This is a genomic window from Niallia taxi (assembly GCF_004005475.1).
GTDB classification, from domain to species: Bacteria; Bacillota; Bacilli; order Bacillales; family Cytobacillaceae; genus Niallia; species Niallia taxi.
The window spans coordinates 80,342-95,389 of record NZ_RZTZ01000009.1; the positions used below are offsets into that span (position 1 = coordinate 80,342).

Sequence of the window (15,048 nt, forward strand, 5' to 3'; positions counted from 1 at the left end):
CTCATTATGGTAGCCATAGTTAAAACCTTCAATATTCTTCTGTTATTATGGGGCTTCCAATTGTTAAATTATAAGCGTTTTGGAGATCTTTATTAGTCCTTATACCAAATTGAACATTAAATTTATTTTTTTTACTACTAGTTAAATAATTTTCCCACGACTTGTTATAGGCTGTAATTGAGACAAAATCATCCTCAACTAATTTTTCAATAGATTTTACTGAAAATTTTTTTACAAGTAAAGTTGAAATTTGTTCAATATTTTCTTGCTTTTTCATTAATGCCTTGACTGTAAAATAGTATTCTTCTTTCTCATCTATGTTAATAATACTTTTTTGTATTCCTCTTTATTCCAACCCCTATTTTTATAACTATAGGTTTCCAAAATATTATATTTATCAGTTTCTTTAAATGCAGTTAGGGTAATTAACTGTTCTCTATTCTTCTCTTTTAATGAACCAGTTAACTTAATATGATGGTTTTCATCTTTCTCCACTTCCCAGTTAAACTGTTGATATTTTTTCTTCAACTCAGATTTTCTTTTATAGTGGAATGTCAACACCAAACTGGACAACTTTTATAAGGCCTGTTTCTTGAATTCTACTGGCGTTAAGTAACCGAGTGTTCCATGAATTCGAATATGGTTAAACCAATGAACATAATCATTTAATTTCAGTTTTAGCTGTTCAAGAGAAGTAAAATGGGCTCCATTTGCGAATTCCGTTTTGAAGACTTTGAACATAGCTTCGGCGACGGCGTTATCGTATGGACATCCCTTTGTACTCAAAGATCTTTGAATCCCAAATGTTTCTAAAGCCTCGGAAAGTAGTTTATTATCAAACTCTTTTCCTCGGTCTGTATGAAACAGTTGAATGTTATGAAAGTTACCTTTAATGCTTGCCAATGCTTTATATACCAGGTCAGCTGTCTTATTTGGACCAGCACTATAGCCGATAATTTCTCGGTTGAAAAGATCGACAAATAAGCATACGTAATGCCATTTTTTCTCGACACGGACGTATGTTAAATCACTTACAACTACTGTTAATGCTTCTTCTTGGTTAAATTGACGTTTTAACTCGTTTCGGGTAGGAGCTTCATTACTGGATTGTTTATATTGCTTGTATTGTGCCACCGTATAATTCGATACCAAGCCTAGTTGTTTCATAATCCGACCGATTCGACGACGAGAAACGATCCAGTTTTGCTTCTTTAACTCTACTTTGAGTTTGCGAGTACCATAGTTACAACGACTTCCCTTAAAAATGCGTTGAATTTCATTGGAAAGCTCCACTTCTTCTCTTTCATGGGCTTCTTTTTCGCACAAATTGGCTTGATAGTAGTAACTACTTTTGGGTATATGGAGGACGTTACACATTGCTGATACTGAATATTTGTGTGTGTTATTTCGAATCACATTTATTTTCGTCCCATGATCAGCGCAGCTTGCTTTAAAATGTCATTCTCCATCATTAAGCGTTGGTTTTCTTTGCGTAATCTCATTAACTCGTTCTCTTCCTCTGTACGATTATCTTTCGCAAAAAAGGATCCAGTTTCTTGATGATTTTTAATCCAACGATCTAATGAGGATGGTGTGATTTCATACTCTCGGCAGATATCCGCACGGGACTTTCCATTTTCATATAGCTTTACTAATTGAAGTTTAAATTCGGCTGTAAAAGTTCTACGTTGGCGCGGCATTGTACCAAGCTCCTTTAGGTTAGTATGTTTAGTGTACTAGCCCTTATAAATTCTGTCCAACTTAGTGTAGCCGATTCATAGTATTTCTTTAATGAAGAATCACTCTTCTCCTCTTTTTTTGTGAAGATAGACCACTGAGCAATATTAGCATTTATCGATTGGAGATTATCAATAGTTTGTAGTAATTTATCCTCTTTTCCAAGGACCTTAAAATTAAAATGAAAAAATAAAGAAATTAAAAGGACAGAAGCTGTTGAATAGATAATTGTTTTCTTCATATAAATATCCCCCTTCTAGCTTCATACTGTCCTATTTTAATTGTTTTTATACCTAATAGTCTTTTAATCTATTAAGCAAATATTAACTAGCAAAAATATGAAAAGGTTATAAAGCAAACTCTATAACCTTTTCTATCAAAATCAAAGACTTTCCTTGATTCGATCTATTCCCACTCGCTTAACAAATTTATAAAATTTTTCTCTCTTCTTACCTTCACAAATATATAATTCTATGATTTTATCAGCCTTTTGATATAGTTGCTCTGGTGAAAGATCCTTAAATAATAATGTTCCTATTTCTGCATCTTTCCCAGTACTTTCCCCCCCAATATACAAGGAATAAGTATCTTTTATTTTCATTACTCCTATATCGTTTACTAATGGTTCACCACAACCCACGGGACAACCAGTATAAGCAAATTTCAAAGTAAATGGTACTTCCCTACCTGCAACTCTTCTGTTCAATTCCTGTGCTACAGGCATACCTTCCTCCTCAGAACCTTTACAAAAATTACATGTACGTAGGCTTTTCACATAATTGCCTACTGGATAACAACTTAATCCAGACATCCTAAATTCCTTCATTATTTCTTGAGCATTACTTTTTGGAATCTCTAAATATATTTGTTGGAAGGTAGTTAATTCTACCTCTTGATTCTCATCTAAATATTTAGCCAGAATCGATAGTTGCCTTGCATTTATTCTAGCTCCGAACTGGATACCACCGTTAACAGTAATTTTTATCTTTTCAGCCCCCATTTTGTCCAACTCCCATATTAATTTTAATGATAAAAAAAGGCTACCGTAAGGTAGTGACCCCTTAAAGTTAGAGTTTTTATTACACAGCTAATTGGCTGGCATGAGTTCGGAATTTTACCGGACTCATGCCGGCCAGTTTTTGTTTAATTCGATCGTTGTTATAGTAATGGATGTACTTCTCAATCTTCATCTTCAAGGCTTCATAAGAAATTAATTGTTCTCCGTAATACATTTCCTGCTTCAGTAAGCCAAAGAAGTTTTCCATTGCTGCATTGTCTGCACATGTTGCTTTGCGAGACATGCTTTGGTACATCTTATTTTCTTTCAATGTGTGTACCCATTTGTAGTGCTGATAGTGCCAGCCTTGATCGGAGTGAATGGTGGTTCTATATTTGGCACGCTCTTGAATAATAGGAAGCACCTGTTTTAATGAATCCATCACAAATTCCAGCGTTGGACTTTTAGACATACTAAACCCAATAATTTCGCCGTTATATAAATCCATGATAGGGCTTAAATACAACTTCTCATCATTTGTACATTTGAATTCCGTTACGTCGGTCACAACTTTTTGAAGGGTATGTGGTGTGTGGAAACGACGGTTCAAACGATTTTTCGCCACTTTCCCAACCGTACCTTTATACGATTTGTAGCGTGATTTACGCACGAATTTTTCGCATTTCAAACCTAGTTTCTTCATGATACGTTGTACTTTCTTATGGTTAACGGGGTAACCTTGCGTTTTCAATTCCGCATGAATACGACGGTAACCATATCTGCCTTCATGCTTCTCAAACGTCTCTAAAATCAGCGTTTCCCACGTTTCATTTGGATTCTTTTGTTTCATCTGTTTGATTTGATATTGATACGTTGCCTCTGGAATTTTCACTTGTGTTAAGACATCTTTTAATCGGAATCCTTCTTCTTTAAGTTCGAAGGCGATGGCTGCTTGTGCTTTTCGAGGAAGGCATCCGGATTCTCTCGAAAAGCCTTCAACTTTTTTAAATAGGCAACCTCTAAACGAAGCATTTCATTTTCACGTTCTAACTGTTCCTCACGTGACATTGGTTTATTCTGTTTATTCGCTGTTGTTTTTGGTTTTTTAGACATAGACGGGCGCCCCTTTGCTTTTTGTTGCAGGCCCTCTATTCCTTCTTTTTCTAATTTACTGTTCCAATTGGCGATTAAACTCGGATTATTTATCCTAAATTGAATCGCTGTCTCTTGAAAAGAAGCACCTGTTTGTTTCATAAAGTGTAATACATCCAATTTGAATGAACAGGGTATTCCTCATTAACTATTTTCCGTTGTAACCCTTCCTCGCCAAAAGCTTTATAAGCACTTACCCAATTCTTAATTGGCGAAGAAGATGGAATACTGTATTTTTGCGCCAATCGGTCATAACTTAAAGCACTTTGCAAATACTCTTGTACAATTTTCAGTTTGAAATTCCCACTATATTTAGCCATAAAAAAACACCCCCAAAAGTTAGATTTCAACTCTAACTTTTGGGGTGCAGCACTTAAGATAGCCTTTTTTATTATTCTACTGGAGATAATTCACTTTCAGTAACCCATTGATGGTTCGTTACTTTTTCTCCCCCTGTAGTTGGAGTGTAATCGACCATATAAACCGTTGTTTTCTCTGCAGAATCAATTGTAGCCTTTGCCCCATTCATGCCTTCCATATGAGCTGCATTGATTATTACTTCTGTACCTGGCTCAATTGCTTCATCCCCAGCATCTTCAATTTCTTCTTGAATCACCCATTTATGGTCTGTTACTTTCTCTCCACCTGTTGTAGGTGTGTACGATATCGTATAAACAAATGTATCATAAGCACCTACAATAGTTGCCTCAGCACCGTCCATGCCTTCCATATGGTCTGCATTGATGATAGCATTACTTCCTACATCATACTTAGGATTTTCAGCGACTTTTAAACCTTCAGGCACTTCTCCTGATCCTGACATATCCATACCTTCCATATCTTGAGAAGACATATCCATACCTTCTTCTTCACTTGAGTTTGAGCTATTATCGTTGTTATTGTTAGAACAAGCAGCTAATAATAAGACCAATAGAGTCAAGATAAGACTGCTTTTCATAAAAGTTTTTTTCTTCATTTTTCCTCTCCTTTTTCTGGTTCAATAATTAGAATGCTTTTTCTCATAAAAACATCTGAAAAATGATGGGAAATATTGATTAGAATTCAGCTTCTGCTCCTCCCTATGTATTTTTCCCTATTTTACTAAGAAAAAATGCATAAATTATGCAGAATTTTTTATCCTAAATTAAGAACATCCTTATAATACTAAATAATAACAATAACGGAACAACTGAAAAAACAAAAATCCAATAAGTTATTTATTTGGTAAATAACTTATTGGATTTGTTCTATTGATAAATCAGCTTAAGAAACCATTTTTCGGCAAATCTCTGCGCATTTAAAACAAGACTCTGCACATTTTTGGCAGTGTTCATGATGACTGTGTTTTTTACATTCTTCTCCACATTTTTCACAAATCTCTGCACATAACAAACATATTTCCTTCATTACTGGACTATTAGACTGGATAGCCTTAGCGGCTAAGCTACAAATGTCTGCACACTCTCTATCTAGCCTGATGCAATCGACCATCATTTTAACGTCATCCTCTTTTAAACAAGCATCAAAACAGTAATTGCATGCCTCCATACATTCTAAACAAGCTTTTACACATTCTTCGTAAGTCATATTCATATTATTACCTCCTCAATAGTTTTAGTAACAATATTATACTTCCCATAAGATATTTAAATAAACTACATAAAAAATGCATATTTAATAGGATTTTGTTTAATTAAATGCAAAATTTCTACACAATTTTTTTATAAAATGATGAAAAAAACGCTAGGAGAATTATGATGAAAAAAATCTTAATCATAGGAGGAGACAAAGGGTATTATTGGTTTAAACTCCTAAAGAGATACGGATTTGATTGCATTGAACCCGTAAATCCTAAAGATATGATTAATTCTATTATTAGTCAAAACATTACTATGGTATTAATAGATAACTCCTCACTAAAACTAAAAGTGGAAGACATATGTAAGGAAATTAGAGTTGTTTCTTCTGTCTTTTTAGTAGTAATTAGTAATAATACTAATGATTCACTGGTTAGTATCCTTAAAAATGGTGCGGATATTTGTTTAAAAGAACCAATTTATGAAGAAGAATTATTAGCTAGGATAAACTCATTATTCCGTACTCTACCTAAAGTGAAGAGTGAAGTCTATACATTTAATCATTTACAATTAGAGAAAAGTAAGCATGAATTGACTTATAATAAAAAACTGATACCACTTTCTCAAATTGAAATTAAAATTATAGAATTGCTGATTAATAATCCTAATAAAGTTCTAACCCCCAGTTCCTTAATAAAAAGTATTTGGACACACAATCCTATTAGTCAACAAACTCTTCGCTCATACATTAGAAACATTAGAGATAAAATTAGAGAAACAGGATTTCCTATTGATAAACATTTAGAAACAATATGGGGTGTTGGTTATATTTGGAAGCAAGATGGTTGATTTTATTACGGTTATTATAGTTGATTTTTTCACTCTCTTTACCTCCCTTTAAAGTAATTTTTCCAAAAACGTTTATGATTATGCTACAACCCTAGCGACATAAAAAGGACTTCCCTTTAATTAGGAAATCCCTGTTATACTTAATACGAGGAATTACTCTTCAACACAAGAGTAGAGCTATTCCTTTACTTATAAACAAAACACTCTCTGTCTAGAGAGTGTTTTGTTTAGTCAAAATTGTTTCCCTTTTGGGTTATCTCATTCACTTTTAAAATATGTATCCATTATAACATTACCTGTTATTTTATAAGTTTTTGTAATTCTTTTACCGTTTTATCTTTTTGTTCAAATAGGTTTTGAAGTTGATTGTTTTTTGCTTTTTCCATAGTGGATATGACACCGTTTAATCTATTCTTCTCTGTTTTTTCTTTTGACTCTAAATTGCTAATTTTGTAATTAAGAACTGTTTTAGAAATCGATCCCCTTTTAAATTGAGAATTCCATTTGTCCTTTTCGAAACTAGTTGTTAAACCTAGTAATTTAATCTCTGTTTCCTTCCCTTTTATATCGTTATCAAAATGTAATCGAATGGCCTGTGTTTTGTATTTAACAACAGCTTTATTGATTAAAGTAATATTATTCATAATCTCATCTGTTCCAGCATTCATTTCTATTCTTTTAGATTCTTCTTTTTGCATGGAAGAGATATTGTATTCCATCGATTTCCCTATAGAGGCTAATTGTTTCGATTGAGAATCATTTAATTGTGCGATCTTCTTTTCAAAATTCTTCTCTATGTTCGTTTGTTCCGTATCTATATTACTTAATTTTTTATTATACGTTTGCTTCGCTTGTGTAGCATTCTTCTTTTTTTCCTCTTTATACACTTGTAACGCTTCATATCTTTGTTCCGTTATTTTAAATAGCTGACTTTTCTTTGTGACTTCCTCTACTAGAATAAGGCTCTCTATTTCTGTCTTTACTGTTTGTTTTTCCTCTTGATAGTAATCCAACATGGAATTATTCAAGTATCTTAAAATCTCATTTTCCTTCTTGGGTATACTTCCACTTGTATCAACATTAGAAGCTGCTTCTACACGTGTGTTTTCCAAAGTAATTGGATTAACCAATCCTCCAATAGTCAGTATTCCTGTAAGTGTTAATCCCATCATAAATTTCTTTTTTCTATCCATCTATTCATCTCTCCTAAGCTTTAATAGAGTAATTATATAGGGTTAAAAATAGTGCAATTGTTACTTATGTCAGTATAATCAAAAAAAGTTATTCGACATTATCCCTGACACTGTGAAAAACCTTAGTTGGTATTAACTTTCAACAGCTGGTTGTAAATGAAGCAAGAACAGCGTATTATGTTCGTTAAGTTAATGCGATGCGATAAAACTATAGAAAGAAGGATATTTATGCTTAAATTAGGGCTAAGAATATTAGATCGGTTAGGTACAAAAGAAAACATTACCTTTGGTTCCGTTTATATTGCGTTAGGCTGCATTTATAAATTAGAAGAACAAATTCTATATGTACGTAAATTCGCTGAAATAGATCCGGATTATGTTATAACTTTAAGAAAGTATGTGGAGAGAGAATCTAGGAGAACAGGAGATATGGAGATTGCTAAGGGCTGGTATAAAGCCATTTCTATTGTGGATTCTGAGAATGATGAAAATTAAAAGTCAAACCTTTAAAGACATAGGTTTTAATGGCTTATGGTTGGGTCACTCTTGGAATCCCAGTAAACAAGAGTGCCCCAACCACTTGCATGTAAGGTGATAGCAAGCAAATGGATTTAAACTTGCTACTCTTATATTATTCCCAAAGTTATAACATTTATGTATAGTTATATCGCACCTGGAGTCACAATGTAAAAAAGGTTTAAAATAACAAAAAGAAGAGGATATTACTCCCCTTCCTTTTATTGAGTTTCGCTAATAACTTTTGGTTAGAAGTGACGAGCTTCTACCCTCTTATTATACCATGAATAGGAACTGATTCTTGAATCATTAAATATTAGTAACTCGCTGAACTCGGTGATTAAATTTTTCTTTCCAATAGCCTGTAGTCATATCCTCTATAGCTACCCCATTGGAACTTTGAGCACCAATGAATTTACCATCACCTATATAAATACCGACATGCCCATCCTTTTTATATGTATCAAAAAAGACTAAATCACCTGGCTGCATTTCCTTCTCTTCAACAGCAGTACCCCTATTTTTTAATGTCTCCGTACTTACTGAGCTTTGTTCTCCTAACTGAACCCCTATTTGATTATACGCCCAATAAACGAAGCTAGAGCAATCAAATCTACCGTTCTTTACATCCTCTTGATTGCGACCACCACCAAATACATAAACGGAGTTTCCAATCCACCGGTTACCTACAGTAGTAACGTCATACTCCCCACCGGATTTCAGTTGAACATCTCCATCCTTAGAGATTTGGGTACCATTTTTGAAGTTTTCAGCTAAGTTGATTACTTTTTCCACATACCAGTCTGCATGGTTATAATGCCAGATAGCTTTTCTCGGATCTGTGGCAAATCCATTACTAGATAAATAGTTAGCAGCTGCAGCTACTCCATCTGCAACGCTATAAGGGTCTGCTTTGCCGTCATTATCTGCATCCACACCATAACCATTTCCCTTTTTGATTGTTTCTAGGTCAGTAATATCTACATCCTCTCCAACCAAACCTCCGCTCGATTCATACTTGTACCCAACCCAAGTACTTGGAATGAATTGCATGCTACCAATTGCTCCAACCGAAGAAGTCATAGTAGGACTAGTGGAGAAGCTTGTCTCTATGGAATGAATGGCAGCCAGATAGTACCAAGGTACACCATATTCTTTTTCTCCGTACAGATAGTACTTCATATACTGTGATGGAACTCCAGTAACGCTTGTATCTATAGATGGACTAATAACAGTAGTATTAGAAGGGATATTACTTTGACCAAAGAATGCACTTCCCTGTTCTGCTCTCTCCTCTTCATTGCTGATTGCCTCTTCTATTAGGTTCTTTTCTTTCTCTATTTTCTTGTTTTTTTCTAGGAGTTGTTGCTTTTGTTCCTTGGAAGCTGCTTCTTTTTGTTTCAGCTGCTCCACCAATTGTTCCTTTTCACTTTGTTGTTCTTGTAGCTGTGAAACCATGCCTTCTAATTCCACTTGGTTACTTTCCAGTTCCGACGTAGCTTCATTTAGCTCTTCTTGCAGCGTAAGTAATTGACTTACCTGTTGAACGTTATCCAATAAATATTGTTGTTTATTAACTGTCGTAATGGCAGGAATTCCAAGGATTAGATCTTGATGGACCATTTTACTTAACTGACCATCTGGATCTATTTCCTTCATTTGTTTGTTAATCGTTTCTAACCGAGAAGAAATAGATTCTAATCGTTCCTGTTCTTTTTTTATGGTAAGTTGATTCTGCTCCAACGCCTTATCATACTGGTTCAATTGTCGTTCCAGAATAACTCGTTCATTTTTATAAGCGTTTATCTCTTTATCCATCTTTGTGACTTGTTCCTGAATGCTGTCTTGATTACTTTGTAAGTGATCGGATACCGTTTGACTTTGTTCTTCTGCACTTACATGCGTTGTTCCAATTACCCCAACACTTAAACAAATAGCAGCTATTTTCTTCATATTTCCTCCTTAAATATAAAAACCCCTAAGAAGACATAGGATTACTATATCTCCTTAGGGGCTCTCCCTTTATTTATATTTGATTATTAAATCCCTTTACTAAAGTCACTCCACTATCCCTGCAGCAATCGTCTGAAATAAAGGGCGTAACGGACTTTTTCGTTTCTTCATTATCTTTACCATTTGAACGATTTCTCTGAGCTCTGTGTCGGATGAAACTTCAATTATTACTTCCCCTAAAGCTTCCCCCCTCATAATAGAACGATTAGAGCAAGGTACCGAGATGAACTTTTCTTTTTTCAATATATTTCTGAGAAACCTCTTGTCGTGCTCGTGTGCAACCGATTTAGGGTCTGCCTCTAATAAGTATGCCTCCATATTCACTTTTCCTTCTCCCTTACGCTACTTCCTCGGCGATAGTGTCGTTTACCTTGTTCGCAAACTCCTGAAGGTTCCCTTTTTCTAGGATAGAGATTTGAATAGGGATAGAATGGCCAGCATTATTGGTTACAATTAAGGTAGATGTATAAGAATTAAATAGCGGCACGATTCCTAACACCAAAAATAAAAGACCAAATAAATTAAAATTAAATAACTCTGGTATACCAATCAAGGTAAAAACTAAACCAATCGCAAAGCGTTTTAAGTGGAATTTTGTAGAGGTAGAAACGCTCGCAATAGATTTCAAAGGCATCGTTACTTCGTTTTTTCCTAATGGCAAAAGGCTAAATAAGGTGTTGCGATCATATCCCTTAAATCGTTTATTCGTTAGCGCTAAATCAGTAGTTAACCACCTTAACACCACATTGGTACAATAAGTATCCTCCATAATCACTCTTTCATTTTTAATTTCTGACATGATTAAAATCACTCCTTTTAAAAATAAAAAAGCCCCTAGAAGAGAACATACCTGTGGCATGTTCTACATCTAGGGGCTCTCCCTTTAGTGTTATCTAAATTAAGTTAAGTTTATCAATGTAACGGGATATTGTAAAGAAGGAATAAGGTACTAACCTAAATCCCTATTATTTTCATCCTTAATCAACCGTTTTTTAATTATTTCAACTCTACTCATTTGTTTACTGTAACTAATCACGAATAATAAATTTTTCTCTTTCTTCATCTGTAAGATCCTTTGGCTTTTTCCCATGTTCAGCACAATATTTAGACAATGCTCTGAATCGAATTTTAGGTTCATTAGTTTCCTTTGGATCTACAAAGATGCCATCTGGAAAATATTTATCTGCCTTATCAAATTCCTTAAGCATATCATTCCTCACCTCTTCATTATTGTTTCCAACATGAAGATTCCGCAAAACACTATAATCTGATAAATCACGAGCTATTTTACCCATTGTATAGCACCTCCAGGAAAATACCTTTTTGCTAGTCTCTGACCAATGTTCTCATCAAAAATGATTAATTGACTTTTCTCTTCGAAAAATTCGCCACCAAGCTCATTTGATGTGTAAAAATTAATTGTTTCTGTCTTAGATGTTAAATGCATATAACCATCGCAACCATTCTCTAAACTATACTGGCAAGCAAAGGCAACAAGATTATTTCCTACACCTTTATATATTCTAAAATCGTTAACTCCATACCTCTCTAATCCAATCCTGTAAAGCTTATTTTCCTTAGAAGATTCAGCTGAAACTAGTTGTACTCTATATTCCCCCTTATACACTCTTAAGGCAACTATACCTTGAGCTATTCCAGGGTATTCTTTTGTCTCTAATGAAAAGACTTCACAATCTTTATTAAAATCATTTTTAAAATTGAATACCCAATTTGGAGGAATATATTCTCCTACTTCATTTTTACCCACTCTACGGTAATAACAATCTACGAATTGACGCGTCCTGATATTATATAGCATAGTCTCATTCACTTTCTATATATATTATACAATTATACCATATTCTAAAATCATAGAATCCAAGCATTTAATAAATTCAAACTTTTCAGACATATAATATAGTAATACTATAATGGTTTAATTATGTTTTTTGATTTATTCTCCCTGAGCAACAGATACTGTATCCCTGTATTTAAACTTCTTTTAATGTCAACCTGATGTCTATGGAAATTTTAAGTTCTTATAGGTGCAAAAATTATGAGTCATTCTCCCAAAACAAAAGGACAAAGATCAACTCTTTATCCTTTACTTTTTTTATTTTGATATTAAAAGGCTCTACTCCTATTAACTTGGAATAAAGCCTACTTTTTTATAAAGATGCAACCTTAGAAAGTTTAGATAACCTTCTTCTATTTATTAAATTACTGATTTTAAATGCAAGAGATTCTTTTCGCTTCGCTGTAAATTCAACTGTAGCCGATTGTTCTTCTGAGGCTTTTAGCATCTCATAATAACGAGCTCTAGCTGAATCCAATATCTCATTAATATCAGAGACTATGATAGCTCTTTGTTTGTCTCCAAAAGCATCCATAAGCAACAATTTTAATTCATCAACTTTTTGTTTTTCTTCATCAGTCAATACATCCAATAATCGCATAGGTCAATGTTCTCCTTCCATGATCCTTAAAGTAACTTCGGCCTTATTTGTTATTTACATTATACTACATTTGAGCCAATACTAAATCTAATTAAAGAAGAAGCAATTATTGTTCCTTCTTATTTTTAGGCATTGGTAAGACTTCCTTTACTATGCTATCCACCTTTTTCATTTTAGGTTCTTATAGGTGCAAAAATTATGAGTAATTTCCAAAAACAAAAGGACAAAGATCAACTCTTTATCCTTTACTTTCTTTATTTAGATATTAAAAAGGCTCTATTCCATTTATCTTGGAATAAAGCCTACTTTTCTATAAAGATGCAACCTTAGAAAGTTTAGATAACCTTCTTCTATTTCTTAAATTACTGATTTTAAATGCAAGAGACTCTTTTCGCTTCGCTGTAAATTCAACTGTTGCAGATTGTTCTTCTGAAGCATTTAACATTTCATAATATCTAGCCTTCGCTGTATCAAATATTTCTCTAACTTCTTGTCCTAAAACATATCTTTCCTTATCACTAAAAGCATCAAGAATAAGCAATTTCAATTCATCTACTCTTTGCTTTTCTTCAGCAGTTAATACATCCCTTAAGCGCACCATGGTCATTTCTCCTTTCTCTTTTTGCCTCAACGTTCTATATAATTATTAATATTATACCACAAATGACCTTTTGCTAAATATGAAGAAGGAGCAATTTTTATTGTTCTTTCTTTTTTTTATTAGCTGGTGGTAATTCTTCGTTCTCCTCTAAAACAAGTGAATTTACAACTTCGCTGTTCTTTAATGTTTTATCTTTCTCGACCATATTAATTGCATTTTCCCCTGCATATCCGCCTAAAATTGCTGTTAAAAAGATACGCTCCATTCCATTAGGATCTGCAAATAAAATCGCAACAACTGCAACAACTGCACCAAATCCAATGTCTAAGAGTACACCTGGGTTAAAAGTTGTTTTATGGTTTCTTGGTTTTTTAATAGTATTGTTTCTTTTCGCGTGAGTTAACAAACCCATAAAACCGCCAATACAACCCGCAATAACTAAATTTTCCAACAAACTTATCACCTCTTTATGCTTAATTGTCAATAAACGCAAAAAAGCCTTTGAGATAATAAACCCGATATTTACGCAAAGTAAATAAAGAGTCTATTAGCCCAAAGGCTGCTACGTTTATTAGTTAACCTGCTAATCTAAAAAGATTGCAAAAAAAAGTAAAAATGAAAAAGTAAAATACTTTTCTATTTTACTATATTTTACGTTAACTACCAACTAGTTTTATATTTTTCTCTTTGAACTTAAGAGATTTGCTTTTCCCCTATATTTAATTTCTGATATTGCAGGATCAGATCATCTAATTTTTTACTTAATTTAAGTGTTTTATCTGACCTAAAACCTTCGCTTAATCCTATATTAATCATCTCATTTCTAACATTCTCTATGCGATCTAAGATCTCTTCCAATATTGTTCCTCTCCTAACTTCGTATGTATTATCTCCGTTCCCCTAATATCTGTAAATCCATATTTTATCTATACAATCTCCTCATTCTAAACTGAGCGGCTGTCTTACCATTTCCTAATTCTTCATAAGATTTTTAGCATGATTAAGGTAATCTAGAACACTTTTTACAGTAGTAGATGCTTCATCCAGGATTGATTCTTTTACTACATTTGTATTAAAGACATTCTCTTCACTGTCGGCATATCCTGAAATACTCCAGATATTAAGGCTATTATTTTTCGCTAATTCCTCTGCTTCTTTATATAAATCCGTATATTCATAATCATTATAAAGATAAGCAACTTTAGCTAATCCTTCTGCTATAAGTAAATACTGTATACTCTTACCACCGACAAAAGCATGGACTAGTAATCTTCCATATTTATCGGTTTCACCAGCCTTAGGATCACTCTTAATTTGTATCTCTTTCCCTTCCACAAGCTGTGAAAGAAATGCTTGTGCGTCTTGTCCGTAAGGTTCATTTTTCCCTTTTGTAATCTCTGGAGTGTTAATGGATAAAAGGCGGGCTTTCGATCCATCTTGAAATACAACGGTATCACCATCAATAACCCGTTCAACGGTCATCGTTCGCATCTCTTCTATTGTAGATTCTTGTGTTTCTTCTGTGCCATTTATCAGATTTTCAAGGAATGAGCCACTCTCACTTGCTGAATCCTTTGCAACTTCATATGTTTTCCTATCTGTATAATCCATTAGATCACTAGAAGAACAGCCACTTAGCAAAACAATCATACATATGGCGATAATTACATTTTTAAAATTTCTCATTAAAGTCCCACTCCTATATAGAAAAATAAAAGAACACCAATATACCACTAAAACTTACCTAAAAGTTGTATTCGAGGTGTTCTCATCCATTTTTTATTTAATTATCTTAACTACATCCAGATCCTTTTCCTCTTTCTCTTTGTTTATCCCTCAAGCCTCTCTGTACACTTTAATTAATAATCAACTCTCTAAATCCATCTCTTTTTTGCCCCCTTTTAAAAACAAAAAGAAGCCTTCAGGCCTAAACAAAATTTGCATACATCGAAATGAA

General features: G+C 33.6%; 22 protein-coding genes and 1 pseudogene. 2 read left to right on the forward strand and 21 right to left on the reverse strand.

The features are described from left to right. Window positions 1–28: 28 nt before the first annotated feature. From EM808_RS19345 to EM808_RS19390, 10 genes and pseudogenes are all read right to left on the reverse strand, one after another. Complete coding sequence (locus EM808_RS19345; protein ID WP_127739848.1) at window positions 29–277, reverse strand: YwmB family TATA-box binding protein; 249 nt, start codon at window positions 275–277, stop codon at window positions 29–31. A 38-nt stretch (window positions 278–315) separates the two neighbouring features. Continuing rightward, window positions 316–528, reverse strand: a complete 213-nt coding sequence (locus EM808_RS19350; protein ID WP_127739849.1) for a hypothetical protein — start codon at window positions 526–528, stop codon at window positions 316–318. A 48-nt stretch (window positions 529–576) separates the two neighbouring features. After that, window positions 577–1,700, reverse strand: a protein-coding gene (locus EM808_RS19355) for an IS3 family transposase (RefSeq protein WP_127739850.1) whose coding sequence is annotated in 2 segments (ribosomal slippage) — window positions 577–1,454 and window positions 1,454–1,700 — 1,125 coding nt in all. Because the reading frame shifts where the segments join, the coding sequence is not laid out codon by codon here. A 14-nt stretch (window positions 1,701–1,714) separates the two neighbouring features. Further along, window positions 1,715–1,978, reverse strand: coding sequence for a hypothetical protein (locus tag EM808_RS19360; RefSeq protein ID WP_127739851.1), 264 nt, complete (start codon window positions 1,976–1,978; stop codon window positions 1,715–1,717). 141 nt (window positions 1,979–2,119) lie between these two features. Then, window positions 2,120–2,737: an NAD(P)/FAD-dependent oxidoreductase gene (locus EM808_RS19365; RefSeq protein WP_127739852.1), complete on the reverse strand. Its 618-nt coding sequence runs from the start codon at window positions 2,735–2,737 to the stop codon at window positions 2,120–2,122. A gap of 79 nt (window positions 2,738–2,816) precedes the next feature. Beyond that, window positions 2,817–3,683: pseudogene (locus tag EM808_RS19370) on the reverse strand (IS3 family transposase); the annotation flags it as partial. Beyond that, complete coding sequence (locus EM808_RS19375) at window positions 3,644–3,988, reverse strand: helix-turn-helix domain-containing protein (RefSeq protein WP_127739854.1); 345 nt, start codon at window positions 3,986–3,988, stop codon at window positions 3,644–3,646. The pseudogene EM808_RS19370 and the gene EM808_RS19375, both read right to left, overlap by 40 nt. Further along, entirely contained in the window at window positions 3,985–4,206 is a 222-nt protein-coding gene (locus EM808_RS19380) for a helix-turn-helix domain-containing protein (protein ID WP_127739855.1), read from the reverse strand. Before EM808_RS19380 ends, EM808_RS19375 begins: the two co-directional genes overlap by 4 nt. A 71-nt stretch (window positions 4,207–4,277) precedes the next feature. After that, window positions 4,278–4,862, reverse strand: coding sequence for a YdhK family protein (locus EM808_RS19385; RefSeq protein WP_127739856.1), 585 nt, complete (start codon window positions 4,860–4,862; stop codon window positions 4,278–4,280). Window positions 4,863–5,149: 287 nt separating this feature from the next. After that, window positions 5,150–5,479, reverse strand: a complete 330-nt coding sequence (locus tag EM808_RS19390) for a four-helix bundle copper-binding protein (RefSeq protein WP_127739857.1) — start codon at window positions 5,477–5,479, stop codon at window positions 5,150–5,152. Window positions 5,480–5,643: 164 nt separating this feature from the next. On the opposite strand from EM808_RS19390, the gene EM808_RS19395 reads away from it, so the two are divergent. Next, entirely contained in the window at window positions 5,644–6,312 is a 669-nt protein-coding gene (locus EM808_RS19395; protein ID WP_164849716.1) for a response regulator transcription factor, read from the forward strand. 299 nt (window positions 6,313–6,611) lie between these two features. Here EM808_RS19395 and EM808_RS19400 read toward each other — a convergent pair whose 3' ends face one another. After that, window positions 6,612–7,505, reverse strand: a complete 894-nt coding sequence (locus EM808_RS19400; RefSeq protein WP_127739859.1) for a hypothetical protein — start codon at window positions 7,503–7,505, stop codon at window positions 6,612–6,614. Window positions 7,506–7,733: 228 nt separating this feature from the next. Between EM808_RS19400 and EM808_RS19405 the strand changes: the two genes are divergently transcribed. Then, window positions 7,734–8,000, forward strand: a complete 267-nt coding sequence (locus EM808_RS19405) for a hypothetical protein (RefSeq protein WP_127739860.1) — start codon at window positions 7,734–7,736, stop codon at window positions 7,998–8,000. Between the two features lie 330 nt (window positions 8,001–8,330). Here the strand turns inward: EM808_RS19405 and EM808_RS19410 are convergent, their stop codons facing one another. From EM808_RS19410 to EM808_RS19455, 10 genes are all read right to left on the reverse strand, one after another. After that, a complete protein-coding gene (locus EM808_RS19410; RefSeq protein WP_164849717.1) occupies window positions 8,331–9,974 on the reverse strand; it encodes a C40 family peptidase in 1,644 nt (547 codons plus the stop codon). A 105-nt stretch (window positions 9,975–10,079) separates the two neighbouring features. After that, window positions 10,080–10,358: a hypothetical protein gene (locus tag EM808_RS19415; RefSeq protein WP_127739861.1), complete on the reverse strand. Its 279-nt coding sequence runs from the start codon at window positions 10,356–10,358 to the stop codon at window positions 10,080–10,082. 13 nt (window positions 10,359–10,371) lie between these two features. Then, window positions 10,372–10,833 carry a hypothetical protein gene (locus EM808_RS19420; protein WP_127739862.1) on the reverse strand — a complete coding sequence of 154 codons (462 nt, stop codon included), beginning with the start codon at window positions 10,831–10,833 and terminating at the stop codon, window positions 10,372–10,374. A gap of 229 nt (window positions 10,834–11,062) precedes the next feature. Then, window positions 11,063–11,329 carry a hypothetical protein gene (locus EM808_RS19425; protein WP_225314822.1) on the reverse strand — a complete coding sequence of 89 codons (267 nt, stop codon included), beginning with the start codon at window positions 11,327–11,329 and terminating at the stop codon, window positions 11,063–11,065. Further along, on the reverse strand, window positions 11,317–11,802 hold the full coding sequence (locus EM808_RS19430; protein WP_235856656.1) for a hypothetical protein: 486 nt from the start codon (window positions 11,800–11,802) through the stop codon (window positions 11,317–11,319). The genes EM808_RS19425 and EM808_RS19430 overlap by 13 nt, the downstream gene beginning before the upstream one ends. A gap of 400 nt (window positions 11,803–12,202) precedes the next feature. Next, complete coding sequence (locus EM808_RS19435; RefSeq protein WP_127739864.1) at window positions 12,203–12,490, reverse strand: hypothetical protein; 288 nt, start codon at window positions 12,488–12,490, stop codon at window positions 12,203–12,205. A 310-nt stretch (window positions 12,491–12,800) separates the two neighbouring features. Beyond that, window positions 12,801–13,091 (reverse strand): hypothetical protein, encoded by a 291-nt coding sequence (locus EM808_RS19440; RefSeq protein ID WP_127739865.1) that lies wholly within the window; start codon window positions 13,089–13,091, stop codon window positions 12,801–12,803. A 97-nt stretch (window positions 13,092–13,188) separates the two neighbouring features. Next, window positions 13,189–13,542 (reverse strand): DUF4257 domain-containing protein, encoded by a 354-nt coding sequence (locus EM808_RS19445; protein ID WP_225314823.1) that lies wholly within the window; start codon window positions 13,540–13,542, stop codon window positions 13,189–13,191. Window positions 13,543–13,784: 242 nt separating this feature from the next. Beyond that, window positions 13,785–13,949, reverse strand: a complete 165-nt coding sequence (locus EM808_RS19450) for an aspartyl-phosphate phosphatase Spo0E family protein (RefSeq protein WP_127739867.1) — start codon at window positions 13,947–13,949, stop codon at window positions 13,785–13,787. 114 nt (window positions 13,950–14,063) lie between these two features. After that, entirely contained in the window at window positions 14,064–14,777 is a 714-nt protein-coding gene (locus tag EM808_RS19455; RefSeq protein ID WP_127739868.1) for a thermonuclease family protein, read from the reverse strand. Between the last annotated feature and the right edge of the window lie 271 nt (window positions 14,778–15,048).

Bases quoted from the DNA above. Each gene is read 5' to 3' on its own strand.
- EM808_RS19345 (WP_127739848.1), bottom strand. From the start codon at position 277: ATGAAAAAGCAAGAAAATATTGAACAAATTTCAACTTTACTTGTAAAA.
- EM808_RS19375 (WP_127739854.1), bottom strand. From the start codon at position 3,988: ATGAAACAAACAGGTGCTTCTTTTCAAGAGACAGCGATTCAATTTAGG.
- EM808_RS19410 (WP_164849717.1), bottom strand. From the start codon at position 9,974: ATGAAGAAAATAGCTGCTATTTGTTTAAGTGTTGGGGTAATTGGAACA.
- EM808_RS19395 (WP_164849716.1), top strand. From the start codon at position 5,644: ATGAAAAAAATCTTAATCATAGGAGGAGACAAAGGGTATTATTGGTTT.
- EM808_RS19425 (WP_225314822.1), bottom strand. From the start codon at position 11,329: ATGGGTAAAATAGCTCGTGATTTATCAGATTATAGTGTTTTGCGGAAT.
- EM808_RS19360 (WP_127739851.1), bottom strand. From the start codon at position 1,978: ATGAAGAAAACAATTATCTATTCAACAGCTTCTGTCCTTTTAATTTCT.
- EM808_RS19440 (WP_127739865.1), bottom strand. From the start codon at position 13,091: ATGGTGCGCTTAAGGGATGTATTAACTGCTGAAGAAAAGCAAAGAGTA.
- EM808_RS19385 (WP_127739856.1), bottom strand. From the start codon at position 4,862: ATGAAGAAAAAAACTTTTATGAAAAGCAGTCTTATCTTGACTCTATTG.
- EM808_RS19390 (WP_127739857.1), bottom strand. From the start codon at position 5,479: ATGAATATGACTTACGAAGAATGTGTAAAAGCTTGTTTAGAATGTATG.
- EM808_RS19380 (WP_127739855.1), bottom strand. From the start codon at position 4,206: ATGGCTAAATATAGTGGGAATTTCAAACTGAAAATTGTACAAGAGTAT.
- EM808_RS19400 (WP_127739859.1), bottom strand. From the start codon at position 7,505: ATGGATAGAAAAAAGAAATTTATGATGGGATTAACACTTACAGGAATA.
- EM808_RS19420 (WP_127739862.1), bottom strand. From the start codon at position 10,833: ATGTCAGAAATTAAAAATGAAAGAGTGATTATGGAGGATACTTATTGT.
- EM808_RS19365 (WP_127739852.1), bottom strand. From the start codon at position 2,737: ATGGGGGCTGAAAAGATAAAAATTACTGTTAACGGTGGTATCCAGTTC.
- EM808_RS19405 (WP_127739860.1), top strand. From the start codon at position 7,734: ATGCTTAAATTAGGGCTAAGAATATTAGATCGGTTAGGTACAAAAGAA.
- EM808_RS19455 (WP_127739868.1), bottom strand. From the start codon at position 14,777: ATGAGAAATTTTAAAAATGTAATTATCGCCATATGTATGATTGTTTTG.
- EM808_RS19435 (WP_127739864.1), bottom strand. From the start codon at position 12,490: ATGCGATTATTGGATGTATTGACTGATGAAGAAAAACAAAAAGTTGAT.